Annotated in this window: 12 protein-coding genes; 6 read left to right on the top strand and 6 right to left on the bottom strand. The window is 64.3% G+C overall.

Translation table 11 applies throughout. The annotated features are described in order from the left end of the window. Window positions 1-50: 50 nt before the first annotated feature. Window positions 51-539: a DUF4188 domain-containing protein gene (locus ACSKT0_RS02240; RefSeq protein WP_437772313.1), complete on the bottom strand. Its 489-nt coding sequence runs from the start codon at window positions 537-539 to the stop codon at window positions 51-53. Window positions 540-631: 92 nt separating this feature from the next. On the opposite strand from ACSKT0_RS02240, the gene ACSKT0_RS02235 reads away from it, so the two are divergent. Next, complete coding sequence (locus ACSKT0_RS02235) at window positions 632-1,234, top strand: TetR-like C-terminal domain-containing protein (protein WP_437772312.1); 603 nt, start codon at window positions 632-634, stop codon at window positions 1,232-1,234. A gap of 68 nt (window positions 1,235-1,302) precedes the next feature. Here the strand turns inward: ACSKT0_RS02235 and ACSKT0_RS02230 are convergent, their stop codons facing one another. Together ACSKT0_RS02230 and ACSKT0_RS02225 are read right to left on the bottom strand one after the other, a co-directional pair. Further along, a complete protein-coding gene (locus ACSKT0_RS02230; protein WP_437772311.1) occupies window positions 1,303-1,995 on the bottom strand; it encodes an SRPBCC family protein in 693 nt (230 codons plus the stop codon). Further along, entirely contained in the window at window positions 1,988-2,620 is a 633-nt protein-coding gene (locus ACSKT0_RS02225) for an ArsR/SmtB family transcription factor (RefSeq protein WP_437772310.1), read from the bottom strand. The genes ACSKT0_RS02230 and ACSKT0_RS02225 overlap by 8 nt, the downstream gene beginning before the upstream one ends. A gap of 289 nt (window positions 2,621-2,909) precedes the next feature. On the opposite strand from ACSKT0_RS02225, the gene ACSKT0_RS02220 reads away from it, so the two are divergent. The 3 genes from ACSKT0_RS02220 (at window position 2,910) to ACSKT0_RS02210 (ending at window position 6,330) form a co-directional block, all read left to right on the top strand. Beyond that, window positions 2,910-4,544: an alkaline phosphatase family protein gene (locus ACSKT0_RS02220; RefSeq protein ID WP_437772309.1), complete on the top strand. Its 1,635-nt coding sequence runs from the start codon at window positions 2,910-2,912 to the stop codon at window positions 4,542-4,544. 31 nt (window positions 4,545-4,575) lie between these two features. Then, on the top strand, window positions 4,576-5,523 hold the full coding sequence (locus ACSKT0_RS02215) for an RluA family pseudouridine synthase (RefSeq protein ID WP_437773950.1): 948 nt from the start codon (window positions 4,576-4,578) through the stop codon (window positions 5,521-5,523). 366 nt (window positions 5,524-5,889) lie between these two features. Then, a complete protein-coding gene (locus ACSKT0_RS02210) occupies window positions 5,890-6,330 on the top strand; it encodes an SRPBCC family protein (protein ID WP_437772308.1) in 441 nt (146 codons plus the stop codon). Window positions 6,331-6,390: 60 nt separating this feature from the next. Here the strand turns inward: ACSKT0_RS02210 and ACSKT0_RS02205 are convergent, their stop codons facing one another. Continuing rightward, window positions 6,391-6,918 (bottom strand): O-acetyl-ADP-ribose deacetylase, encoded by a 528-nt coding sequence (locus ACSKT0_RS02205; protein ID WP_437772307.1) that lies wholly within the window; start codon window positions 6,916-6,918, stop codon window positions 6,391-6,393. 57 nt (window positions 6,919-6,975) lie between these two features. Between ACSKT0_RS02205 and ACSKT0_RS02200 the strand changes: the two genes are divergently transcribed. After that, on the top strand, window positions 6,976-7,599 hold the full coding sequence (locus ACSKT0_RS02200; RefSeq protein WP_437772306.1) for a DedA family protein: 624 nt from the start codon (window positions 6,976-6,978) through the stop codon (window positions 7,597-7,599). 19 nt (window positions 7,600-7,618) lie between these two features. Here the strand turns inward: ACSKT0_RS02200 and ACSKT0_RS02195 are convergent, their stop codons facing one another. Further along, the gene (locus ACSKT0_RS02195) at window positions 7,619-7,924 is read right to left on the bottom strand and encodes a hypothetical protein (RefSeq protein ID WP_437772305.1); all 306 of its coding nucleotides are present in this window, start codon (window positions 7,922-7,924) and stop codon (window positions 7,619-7,621) included. A 124-nt stretch (window positions 7,925-8,048) separates the two neighbouring features. Beyond that, a complete protein-coding gene (ppc, locus tag ACSKT0_RS02190) occupies window positions 8,049-10,847 on the bottom strand; it encodes a phosphoenolpyruvate carboxylase (RefSeq protein ID WP_437772304.1) in 2,799 nt (932 codons plus the stop codon). Window positions 10,848-11,137: 290 nt separating this feature from the next. Here ppc and ACSKT0_RS02185 point away from each other — a divergent pair, with 290 nt between their 5' ends. Next, on the top strand, window positions 11,138-11,974 hold the full coding sequence (locus ACSKT0_RS02185; RefSeq protein ID WP_437772303.1) for a DUF1684 domain-containing protein: 837 nt from the start codon (window positions 11,138-11,140) through the stop codon (window positions 11,972-11,974). The last annotated feature ends 113 nt before the right edge of the window (window positions 11,975-12,087 follow it).

Below are 12,087 nucleotides of genomic sequence, written 5' to 3'. Positions count from 1 at the left end.
GGCTCGCATTTGTTGTCGTTTTGGAGGCTCAAAACGGCATTAACTGCGAGTCAGTTGGGTTGCCCGGCACCCATGCGCTGCTTGGCGGTGTTGGTGCCTGGACCGACCGGGACATGCGAGGTGGCTTTGGCCAGGCCAAACTGCGGCATGCCGCTGTAGACCACCTCAATTCCCGACGCCGGCACCTGGTAGGTTTCGTGCCAGACCCCAATGTCACCGCTTCCCGAGACTTCCTTCATGAAACGTCGCCAGGGCCCCAAATGCGGCGAGTCCCTGTCCGCCGCGAAGCGCCTGAGATGCTCGGGGCTCTCCCAATAGCTGAGCAGCATGGTGGTGCGCCCAAACCACTGTTCACAGCCGAGCAATCCGGACTCGGGATGTGTTGCGAGATGGCGGAGCATGGTGGGCATTGCCGATGCCACGCGCGCCACTTTGCCGATCTTCCACCACCGATTGGCCCGCATTCCGATAAGGAATACGGTCACCGACTCGCGCCCGGTGTCCGCCGTGAAGCGTCCGGGGAAGACTTCCTGTGCCATGTGAATCCTTCGGTCTGGGAACGGTAGCTCAAGTTCCGTTCATCGAGTTTCATAACGTCGTTATGAAACAATGTTATGAAACACTTGTAGGTATGGCAAGACCCATCGTTCATGACCAGCTCGTCCGGCAGCGGCTTCTTCAGGTAACGGCCGAACTTGTCGACCGGGATGGCCCCGCGCGGGTCACTCTCCGGGACGTCGCCGCGACCGCCCAGACCTCAACCACCGCGATCTACTCGCTTTTCGGGGGCAAAGCACAGTTGCTGACGGCCGCCGTCGACGACGGATTCCGCTCCTTCGGCGAATCGCAACGGCTCGCTGAAAGGGGTGGGCTCCGAGGCCTGGGCCTCGCCTACCGTTCCTGGGCGCTGGAACATCCGGCTCTATACCGGCTCATGTTTGGCGGCGCACTTGCCAGCTATGTGGACTGCAGCCCGACGCCGGCAGTCGCCTCGGAAGCCATGCTTCCCCTCATGGAAGCCGTGACCGCCTCGCAGAAAGCGGGGACCGTTCGGGATGCCGAAGCCGCGACGATCGCCATGTCCATCTGGGGACAGGTCCACGGCCTCGTGAGCCTGGAACTGGCGAACATGAATGACTCCGGAACCGACTGGGAAGGGATCTACGACGCGGCGCTGGATGCTGTGGCACGCGGCTGGCAGCCTGAGCCAGATTCGCTTCCCCAGCCCAACTGACTCGCAGTTGTTGTCGTTTAGAGGGCTCAAAACGACGTTAACTGCGAGTCAGTTGGGTGGGCCGGGGGTTAGGCGTACACCTTCTCCAGGAACCCGCCCCAGGCCTTGGCGGTCAGTTCGGAATCACCGTTGCCGCCGAAATCGTGCACCGTCATGCCAACGGGCGCCCCGAAGGAGTTTCGGCCGAAGAAGCGGTAGAGGGTGTCGGCCGTGCGCAGGCCCAGGAAGTGCTGGTTGGAGAAGTCGAGCTCCCCGCTCAGCCGCCCGACGCCGTCGACGTCCACCTCAACCGTTGAACCCTGCGCAACACCGTCCACGCCGAGGGCCTTCTTCAGGCGCACGAAACCGTCGGGGGTCTGCGAGGCCGCCGGGCCCTGGATGTCGGTGAAGACCACGGGCTTGCCGTCGAAGTACTGAAGGTACTGGCCCAGGGTGTGCAGGTAGAACTCGGTGTGCTTGCTGGCGCCGTCGTACTGCCCCTCCCAGTTGTCCGCGAAGATGCCGCTGTGGACATAGTGCAGCTTGGCCCGGCCGCCGTCGAGCGGTTCGAGGACATGCTCCAGCTGGTTGAACCAGCCGTCCGGCCCGTCCATCCGCGTCACAAGGTGGCTGGGGTACTCGTCGACGGTTTTCACGGCCGGCCACTGATCGGTGGGAAACATCCAGGCCGAGGTGTCCTGCGTGACAGCCTGCCAGACCCGTTCAGGAGTGCCGGGCAGTTCGGTGTCGGCCACGATTTCGAATTCACGGTTGTCAGTCATTGTCCTGTTCCTTTTCTGGAGAGTGCTGCGTGTTTGTCTTGAGTGCGGGATGAAGTACGACGACGAGCCGGTGCTTGCGTGCGCCGCTCGCCGCTGCGGAAGCGCCACCGTCGTGGTATTTGTCCACGAGCCGGGTCACCGCGACGCCGAGTTCCTCGGCAAAAGCGGCACGGTCCGCCGCCGATCGGAAGGTGATTTCACCGTCGATCGCGAAGCTCGCAAGCTTCTTCTTCGCCGCGGCCGCGCCCGCAATCAGCTTGCCCATCTCCTGGACCGTCCGGGCCGCGAGGGCCAGGAGCCAGAAGGCGGAAAAGCGATCCGAGAAGCGTCGGGGATCCGGCGCCACGGATGCAAGCGCCACCGGCGAGATCAGGTACGACGCTGCCGTCGCGCGCAAAACGCGTTCGGTGACGTTGCCCTTCTTCCGTTCCTCCACAAGCTCAACGAGCCCATGACGCTCAAGGGCCTTGAGGTGGTAGTTGACTTTCTGCCGGGGCAGGCCCACCTTGATCGCCAACTGCGTGGCGGAACCGGGCTCGACAAGCTCCTGCAGAATACGGGTGCGGATCGGGTCCAGCGACGCTTCCGCCGCGGCGGGATCCTCGATCACTTCGATGTCCAACATGCTTCCATTCTGCCCGCCGACAACTTTTCTTGTCAAGAACTTTTTAATCGTCGGAGGTTGCGGACCGCCGTGCGGACGCCGTCGCTGAGGCCGTACCTGAGGCCGTACCTGAGGCCGTACTGGGCTGTACCGCAGCGGTCAGCGAAGGAGTACCCTGCGGGTATCACTGTCCGTGAGGTGCAAGATGAGCTTCAATAGTCCGCCCGCTGGGTCCGGGGCCGATCGGCCACTCGGGCATCGCAGGGGGCGGATTCGGGCCTGGGCGTTACGGCGCCCCGCACTCGCTGCCTTGTCGATCGTCGCGGTCATCGCGCTTGTGGGCGCCGCCGTCTTTTTCGGCTCCTCTTGGTCCCGGTCATTGGTGGCGGCCGGGAGCCCGGCCGGCGGGGAGTCCGGCTCCTCTGCGGTGGATCCGGGGATCTCGAAGATCCAGCATGTCATCGTCATCATGCAAGAGAACCGCTCGTTCGACAGCTACTTCGGGACGTTCCCCGGAGCTGACGGGATTCCGATGCAGAACGGTTCCCCTGCGGTGTGCGTCCCGGATCCGGCCAATGGCTCGTGCGTGAAACCGTACTACGACCCCTCTGACCGGAACTCCGGTGGCCCGCACAGCCAGAGCAATGCCACTGCGGACATCGACGGCGGGAAAATGGACGGCTTCATCGCGCAGGCCGAGAAGGCCTCGACGAACTGCGCACCGAACGCCCCAGCCTGCGCGGGCGGCAACCAAAGCGACGTGATGGGCTACCACGACGCGCGTGACCTGCCCAACTACTGGGCGTATGCCGAGGACTTCACGTTGCAGGACCACATGTTCGAACCCAACGCCTCCTGGAGCCTGCCCGAGCACCTGTACATGGTCTCGGAATGGTCGGCCAAATGCAGCCGGGCGGGCGACCCGCAATCCTGCGTGAACGCCCTCCAGAATCCCGGCAGTCCACCGGACTTCACCACCTCGATCCAGTCCACCCTCATCGGCAAATGCCGGGCCGGCCTGCAGAACAAGGCCTGCCAGGATGCGCTCACTGCAGCCGGGATCACCCCGGATATTGCCGCGCAACTGCACGCCCTCATTACGCAAAACTGCGCGGGCTCGGATTCCTATGCGAGTTGCCAGGCCGCCATCGACAAAGCAACACTCCCTGAAGCGCTTAAGCAAAAGCTGCTGGCGGCCGCCAAGCTGCTTGCTCCCCCTGACTACGCCTGGACCGATCTGACCTACCTGCTGCACAAACAGAACGTGCCCTGGGCCTACTACGTCTTCAACGGCACCGAACCCGACTGCCAAGACGATGCAGCCATGTCCTGCGCTCCCGTTGCCCAGAATGCGAAGACGCCGGGCATCTGGAATCCGTTACCCTACTTCGACACCGTGAAACAGGACGGACAGCTAGGAAACATCCAGTCCCTCACCAACTTCTACACCGCGGCCAAGAACGGTACGTTGCCTGCTGTGAGCTGGATCGACCCCACCGGAGCCGTCAGCGAGCACCCCCCGGCGCTCATCAGCACCGGGCAGGCTTACGTCACGGGCCTGATCAATGCCGTCATGTCGGGCCCGGACTGGAACAGCACCGCCATCTTCCTCTCGTGGGATGACTGGGGCGGCTTTTACGACCACGTCACCCCGCCTACCGTCGACCAAAACGGCTACGGACTCCGGGTCCCGGGAATCGTCATCAGCCCCTACGCCAAACAAGGCAACATCGACCATCAAATCCTCAGCCACGACGCCTACGCCAAATTCATCGAAGACGACTTCCTGCACGGCCAACGCCTAGACCCGGCCACCGACGGACGGCCAGATCCCCGGCCCGGCGTCCGCGAGGACAACCCCCAGCTCGGCAACTTGGTGAACGACTTCAACTTCAACCGGCAGCCCATCAAGCCCGTCATCCTGCCGGGCGGGACGACGTACTAGGTGTTTGCGGCCCCGGTAGAATAGACCAGTGATGCAATCCCCCCTTCCAGTGCGCGACGGCGTCAACGCCACCCGTCTGCGCCTCCCGGACGAGGGGCCTTGGGACACCGCGATGGACTACATGATGCACCGCTGGGGCCATATCGACCCCCAAGGCATCGAGGACAGGTTCGACGCCGGCGAAATCGTGGGCGAAGGCGGCGCGCCCCTTGACCGCGGTACGCCCCTCGAAGAACACACTTTCATTTGGTACTACCGCACGCTCCCGCCAGAGACCCGGATGCCGGTGGAGATCAACATCCTGCACCAGGACGAGCACCTCATGGTGGTCGACAAGCCCCACTTCCTGCCCACCACCCCAGGCGGGACGTACATCCAGGAATCTGCGCTCGTCCGGCTCCGGAACCAGTTGGACCTGCCAGACCTCATCCCGATGCACCGGCTCGATCGCATGACCGCCGGCGTGTTGCTCCTCTCCACGAACCCGGAGACCCGCGGCAAGTACCAGGTGCTCTTCGAGAAACGGCAGGTGCAGAAGGAGTACGAGTGCGTCTCTGCCGCGGCACCCGCCGCAGGGTTTCCCGCCGTCGACCTTCCCGCCGTCGTGCGCAATCGCATGACCAAATCCCGGAGCTACCTCCTCGCCGAAGTGATCGACGGCGAACCCAACGCGGAGACCCGCATTGAGCTGCTGAGAACGTTCGACGGCGGCACTCACGACGGCGCCCCCGCTCGCCGAGCGCTGTACCGGCTTGAGCCCCACACTGGCAAGACCCACCAGCTCCGCGTGCACATGGCTTCGCTCGGGCTGGGAATCGTGAACGACGCGTTCTACCCCGAACTGCTGGACAAAGCCCCGGACGACTACTCCAAGCCGCTCCAGCTGCTGGCGCGCGGCATCCGATTCGTTGACCCCATCAGCAAGCAGGCCGTGGAGTACCGGAGCCGACTCGAGTTGAGCGAAGCCCACCCGGCCTGACGCTCGCTCACATATGGAGGCTTTTTCTCGAACGCTCGCTCGCATATCTGTCGGTGACGGTCGAAAACTGAGCCACCCGTTCCAAACGATTGGGTGGGTGATCACAGTGGGGGAGTGTCGGATCCACCGTTAAACGGACACTCCCGATATCTGCACGAGGGCTGGGCAAAAGGGGCGGCACAAGTGAGCGAGCGTCCGCCCAAACACCCACACAAGTGAGCGAGCGTCGGGAAAGGAGCGGGTGCCCTGCGCCGCGGCGCCGAAACAATGGCGCGTTCCCGAGTTGCCAAGCGGACCGGGCGTATATGCTCAGTTTTGCCGGCCCGACGACCGAGGGCGGTGTTCGGTCTCGCGAAAAGGAACCAGATGGCCCACGCTGAAAACGAAGTCTCGATCAACCGCCCCGCAAACGACGTCTACGCCTTCCTGGCGGACGGGCTGAACAATAAGCTGTGGCGTCCGGGCGTAAAGACGGTCTCCCTCGCAAGCGGAGAAGCAGGCAACAAAGGTGCCGTGTACTCCCAGACGATGGCTGGCCCCGGTGGCCGCACGATCGCCGGCGACTACGAGATCATCGCAGCCCAGCCGGGCAAACGACTCGATTTCCAGGTCATTGCCGGCCCCGCCCGACCAACAGGATCCTTCACGCTGGACGAGAACAACGGCAGCACGACCGTACGCTTTGCCTTGGATCTCCAGCCCAAGGGCTTCATGAAGCTCATGGGGTCGATGATCACCAAGACCATGGAGTCGGAAGTCGGGCAACTGGGGCAGTTGAAGTCCGTGCTTGAGGCGCAGTCTGCCTGACGCCACCCGCGAAAGCGCGCGCCACCTGAAAAGGCCACCCGCGAAAGCCCGCGGCTTCCCTCACCCTTCCGAAGGCCCGAACACGCTCCGGAATACGTCCGTCGTCTCCGCACTGAACAGCACAAACTCGACGAGTTCCAGCCCACTGGAGCTTTCGACGGCGAACCGGCTGACGGCGTCGAGCGCTACTGTGGCGACGTCGCGCGCGTCCCAGCCGTAGACACCCGCGCTGATTGCGGGGAAGGCAACGGAACCCGCCCCGAGGGATGCTGCCACTTTCAGGCTTTCGAGGAAACACGACGCGAGCAGTTCCGGATCGTTCTGTCCCATGTGGCGGTTAGGACCCACGGTGTGGATCACCCATCGGGCAGGCAATTTGAATCCGGGGGTGGCCACGGCTTGGCCCACCGGCAGTCCATGCGGGTACCGCTCGCGCACCTCCATGCACGCGGCCAGGAGTTCCCTGCCCGCCGCGCGATGGATCGCGCCGTCCACTCCCCCGCCACCCATCAACGACGAGTTGGCAGCGTTGACGATCGCGTCGACGTCGCGCGTGGTGATGTCACCTTGCAGGATTTCGAGCCGCATGGCGCCAGTCTTGCACGACACTCCGGCGGATGCACCAAAGTGGGGTAATTTGTGCCCATGGACATCACCACCGCCGATGGCTGGGGAGCCGCGATCTATGTCTGGATCATCCCCATGGTGGTGGGCGACGCGATCTTCCCGCCCATCCCGTCCGAGATGCTGGTGATCACGGGTGGCGCGCTGGCCGCTGAGGGCCGGGTCAACCTGTGGCTCGTGGGTCTGATGGCCGCCGTCGCCTCCTGGCTGGGCGACATGATCGTTTTCCAACTGTTCAAGCGCCGTCTGGGACATGTCCTGGACCGCTGGGCCTGGGGCCGCAAAGTCCATCAGGGCATCCACCGGGCCATCGCCAGGGCCGGGCGCTCCTCCACCTACGGCGCGATCATCGGCGCCCGGTTCATCCCTGGCGGGCGGCTTGCTGCGTCGGCCGCTTCCGGGATCGCCGAGGTTTCCTCCCGCGGCTTCAGCCTCTGCGCTGGCTTGGGCGGGCTGTTGTGGGCCACGTGGCAGACGGGGCTGGGTTACTTTACGGGCTCGACGACGAAGCTTCCGTTCTGGGCGAGCTCACTGATCGGCGTCGGCGTGGGGCTGCTGATCGGCGTCGTGGTGGGCGTGATCGTCACGCGTCGCCGGGGTGACCGCTCGCCGGTGGACGAGCCGGGCGAGCCGCCGCACCTTTAGGCGCGTCCCGATGTCGGGCTCAAACCGGCGACCATTTCCCCCGCTTGCGGCGCAGAACGTAAAGGTTCCCAGTGAGCGCTACGCGTTCGACGGCGTCGCGCATCATGGCTGCCGACGCGCGGGCCTCGCGGTTCTCACCGGGATAGTCGCGCGGCTCCACCAGGAAGCGGAGGCTGATCTGGGCGACGCCGCCAACAATGTCCAGCTGGTTGGATTCGACATGGTGCCGCGTTTCCAGGGCCTCAAGCGCAGCGGCCATTACTGACTCCGGCGGATTGCCTGGCTTGAGCCCGGTGATCTTCAACTTGGTCTGGAACGACGGCATCTATCAACCCTAAACGCTCGCTCACCTATGGCGCTCCCGCCGGAAACGCCGGCTCACATGATGTGAGCGAGCGTGCGCCAAAAGACCCATATAAGTGAGCGAGCGTCTGAAGGGCAGAAAACGGCTATCCGGTGTTGCGGAGGCCGGCGGCCACGCCGTTGACGGTGATGAGCATGGCCCGCTGGAGGCGTTCGTCGATCTCCGCGCCGGAAATGGAGGCTTCGCGGACGCGGCGCAACAACTCCACCTGTAGGTAACTGATGGGGTCGAGGTATTGGTCGCGGATTTCGAGGGAACGCTTGAGCGTCGGCTGCGCTTCCAGGAGCTCGGTTTCGCCGCTCAGGAGTTCCACCTCGGCAACCGTGAGATCGTACTCAGCGCGGATTGCCTTGAACAGGTGATGCAGCTCTTCCGGAACCAGCGAAGACACGTAGTGCCCGGCGATGTCCATGTCCGTCTTGGCCAGCGTCATCTCCACGTTGGAAATCACGGACTGGAAGAAATGCCAGCGCTTCATCATCTCTGCGAGCTCGGCGGTGTTGCCTGCCTCGCGGGCGGCCTTCAGGCCTGAGCCCACGCCAAACCAACCCGGAACGATCTGCCGCGACTGGGTCCAACCGAACACCCACGGAATGGCCCGAAGACCGCCCAGTCCGGCGCCGGAATCAGGACGCTTGGACGGGCGCGAGCCGATGTTCAAGGAGCCGAGCTGCTCCACCGGCGTCGAGGCCAGGAAGTACGAAGGCAGGTCCGGGTCGTCGATCAGAGAACGGTACTGGGCAAACGCGGCGTCGGAAATGATCTCCATGACGTGGCCGTAGCGCTCGCGCTCGTCGTCCGAGGTGCGCGGGGTGCGGTGCAGCGCGGAACCCTGCATCACGGCGGCAAGGGAGAGCTCCAGGTTTTCGCGGGCGAGCTCCGGCAAGGAGTACTTGTCCGAGATGACTTCGCCTTGCTCGGTGAACTTGATGGCGCCTTCGAGCACGCCGTTCGGCTGGGCCATGATGGCGTCGTAGGTCGGACCGCCACCACGGCCCACGGAACCGCCGCGGCCATGGAACAAGCGGACGTTCACGCCGTGCTTGGCGGCGACGTCGCGCAGCTTCCGCTGGGTCTTGTGGATCTCCCATTGGCTGGTCATGACGCCGGATTCCTTGTTGGAGTCCGAGTATCCCAGCATGATCTCCTGGACATCCCCACGCAGCCGTACGAGCGAGCGATAGGACGGATCGGAGAGCAGCAGGTCCACGATTTCGGCCGAGGCGCGCAGCTCCTCCACGGTTTCCAGGAGCGGGGCGAAGCCGATCTTGGCATACGGAGCTGCGCCGAACAGGTCGATCAGTCCGGCTTCGCGGGCCAGCACCGCGGCGGCCAGGACGTCGTCCGCACCGCGCGTCATGGAGATGATGTAGGTTTCGACGACGTCGGGCCCGTACGTCTGGAGCGCGTGGCGGATGCTGCGGAAGACGTCGTAGGTGCGGTCGCCGTCGCCGTCGAGCTTGATGGGGTGGCCGGACAGCGGTCGGCGCGAAGCCAGCTCCGCGCTCAGCCGTTCGAAGCGCTCGGCGCGGCTCAACTCGCCGTAGGGAGTTCCGACGCCGATCCGGTCCACCAACTGCCCGACGGCGTCGTGGTGGTAGTCGGCGTGTTCACGGATGTCGAGGGTCGCCAAGTGCAGCCCGAAGGAAGCGATCGCGCGGCGGACCCGCGCCAGGGCGCCGTCGGCCACGAGCACAGCCGAGTGCTTGCGCAGCGAGGCTTCCAACAACTCGAGCTCTGCCAGGAGTTCAGAGGTGGAGGCGTAGTCGCGCCCGGGTTCGTGGTGGCTCGATGCGGACACACGGCGGCCCGTGTTGATGAGCTTGGCCTTGATGCAGGTCAGTTTGAGCCGGTATGGCTCCTGCGCGTTCAACTCAAGGATGCGCTTGTCCAGGCCGGGCAGGTTCTTGAGGTCGACGGCGATCGAGTCCAGGAGGTCCTCTTCCGCCTCCACGAGGGCGGTGGAGTTGGAGAGGACGGAGATCAGTTCGTCAATCATCGAGATGCTGATCCGCACGGCGTGCTGGTTCTGCAGCTGCAGGATCTCTCGCGTGACGGAAGCGGTGACGTTCGGGTTGCCGTCGCGGTCTCCGCCGATCCAGGAACCGAAGCGGATGGGAGCGTTGTGCGCCGGCAGCACAACGCCGTGCTCGGCGAGCAGCTCGGAAAGGTCCGTGAGCATCTCCGGCATGGCATCGGTCAGGATGCTGCTCAGGTAGTAGATGGCGTTGCGGGCCTCGTCCACGGGAGTGGGGCGGACTTGGCGCAGTTCGTCGGTCTGCCACATCTGGTCGATAATCTCGGCGAGCTGGCGGTCCTGTCGGCGGCGCGCGGCCGTGCCCTCAACAGTGGATTCGGCCAGGACGTCCGAGAGCTTGCGGATCTTGTCCAGTACTGAACGCCGCGAGGCTTCGGTGGGGTGCGCCGTAAAAATAGGACGGACGTCCAGTTCGTTGACCACGTCCTGCAGGGCCTGGGTTCCAGCTTCGTCGGCGATCTCGGCCACGGCTTTGGCCAACCAGCCGTCCTTTTCCTGGCGGGTGCGCAGTCCGCGGACGCGGTGCACTTGCTCGGCGGCGTTGGCGAGGTGGAAATAGAACGCGAAGGCGCGGACCAGCTCAGTGGCTTCCTCAAGGGGCAAGGAGGCGAGCAACTCGCGGACCTGGGCGACGACGTCGTGCGCGCTCCACGGACCCGTGGCGTCAGCGCCGCCGCGGGCGGCTTCCTTGGATTCCTTGGTGAGCAGGCGCACTTGCTCGACAAGCTGGAGCAACTCGGGGCCATGCTGGCGGACCAACGACTCTCCGAGAAGCGTGGAGACGCGACGGACATCGGCCCGCAATTCCGCGGCAAGGTCGGTGCTGAGATGTGCAGTGTCAACCATGAAAAATACCTTCTGGCGTTGGGTGTGGCCCGTACACTGCGCTGGATACTGTGAGCCGGATTACTAATATTCCTAGGGAATCTTACCCAAAGCTCTTGCGGGGGTGGCAATCCGTCTCAAATGTTGTCATGCTCACTCTGCACTTCCGCCCTGCCCGCCCCAACTGACTCGCAGTTGTTGTCGTTATCAGCCCTCAGAACGACATCAAATGCGAGTCAGTTGGGTTCCGGGAATGGTGGTGGCCGGTGCATGGTTAAGGCAACGACAGATCCCGAGCCGCTGGAGGAACCATGAGTGCAACAGCCCCCGCAAGCAACGTCCAGCTGGAACGCTGGCAGCGTTTCCGCAACGGCCGCAACGCCGCCCTCGCGGCGGACCACGGCTGGCTGACCCTCACCTCCTTCCAGTGGCTCGAATCCGAACCTGCCGCCGTCGAGCTCGTCCCGGGGCTTTGGTCTACGGACGGCACGACGGCGACACTCACCGCGGGCCCGGCCGACGGACTCACGCTCGTGGAGACGGGAGCTCCTGTGGACGGGACGATTTCGGCCACCCTCCAGGACGAGGAATCGCTCATGTGGGTGCAATTCGGCGGCTCGGATGGCACGGAAGTGGTGGTGGAACTTGCCATGCGGGCGGACAAGTACGCGATCCGCACGAGGGACAACTCCTCGCCCGTACTGACGGAGTTCGACGCCGTTCCCACCTTTGACTACAACCCGGACTGGGTGCTTGAGGGCCGCTTCGAGGCCTACCCTGAGCCGGTGGATGTACCCATCGGAACAGCCAACCCTTTGGTGGACGGGGTGCATCGATCCGTCGGCGAGGTCGTATTCCGGGCGCCTGGCCTTCCCCACGAGATCCGCCTGCACGCCGAGGCCGAGAAGCTCGGAGCCCTCACCGTCACTTTCCACGACGAAACGAACGGCAACACGACGGACGAATGGCGCAAGCTGGCCGTCTCGCGCCCCCGGCCCGACGGTTCCGTAGTCCTCGACTTCAACCGCGCCATCAACTACCCGAGCGCCTTCACCCCGTATGGCACGTGCCCCATGCCCGTGGCAGGAAATTCGATCGACGTGGCGGTCGAGGCCGGAGAGAAACTGCCGGCCGGCCGGATCGTCTAACCAAACGCGTTACATCTCCCCCGATGCACGGTACACTCTTCTTGGAAAGCGCTTACCAAGCGCCCTGAAACGACACCGACGTCAGCAGCCCCGCCTCCCGGGGACAGATGAGG

Source organism: Arthrobacter sp. KNU40 (assembly GCF_051515115.1).
In the GTDB taxonomy this organism is placed as follows: domain Bacteria; phylum Actinomycetota; class Actinomycetes; order Actinomycetales; family Micrococcaceae; genus Arthrobacter.
Note: the sequence above shows the minus strand (reverse complement) of the source record. Positions and strands in the feature narration are given on the sequence as shown.

What these genes read in the sequence shown, in the direction of transcription:
- ACSKT0_RS02240 (WP_437772313.1), bottom strand. Translation starts at nt 539, where the DNA reads ATGGCACAGGAAGTCTTCCCCGGACGCTTCACGGCGGACACCGGGCGC.
- ACSKT0_RS02235 (WP_437772312.1), top strand. Translation starts at nt 632, where the DNA reads ATGGCAAGACCCATCGTTCATGACCAGCTCGTCCGGCAGCGGCTTCTT.
- ACSKT0_RS02230 (WP_437772311.1), bottom strand. Translation starts at nt 1,995, where the DNA reads ATGACTGACAACCGTGAATTCGAAATCGTGGCCGACACCGAACTGCCC.
- ACSKT0_RS02225 (WP_437772310.1), bottom strand. Translation starts at nt 2,620, where the DNA reads ATGTTGGACATCGAAGTGATCGAGGATCCCGCCGCGGCGGAAGCGTCG.
- ACSKT0_RS02215 (WP_437773950.1), top strand. Translation starts at nt 4,576, where the DNA reads ATGCAATCCCCCCTTCCAGTGCGCGACGGCGTCAACGCCACCCGTCTG.
- ACSKT0_RS02210 (WP_437772308.1), top strand. Translation starts at nt 5,890, where the DNA reads ATGGCCCACGCTGAAAACGAAGTCTCGATCAACCGCCCCGCAAACGAC.
- ACSKT0_RS02205 (WP_437772307.1), bottom strand. Translation starts at nt 6,918, where the DNA reads ATGCGGCTCGAAATCCTGCAAGGTGACATCACCACGCGCGACGTCGAC.
- ACSKT0_RS02200 (WP_437772306.1), top strand. Translation starts at nt 6,976, where the DNA reads ATGGACATCACCACCGCCGATGGCTGGGGAGCCGCGATCTATGTCTGG.
- ACSKT0_RS02195 (WP_437772305.1), bottom strand. Translation starts at nt 7,924, where the DNA reads ATGCCGTCGTTCCAGACCAAGTTGAAGATCACCGGGCTCAAGCCAGGC.
- ppc (WP_437772304.1), bottom strand. Translation starts at nt 10,847, where the DNA reads ATGGTTGACACTGCACATCTCAGCACCGACCTTGCCGCGGAATTGCGG.
- ACSKT0_RS02185 (WP_437772303.1), top strand. Translation starts at nt 11,138, where the DNA reads ATGAGTGCAACAGCCCCCGCAAGCAACGTCCAGCTGGAACGCTGGCAG.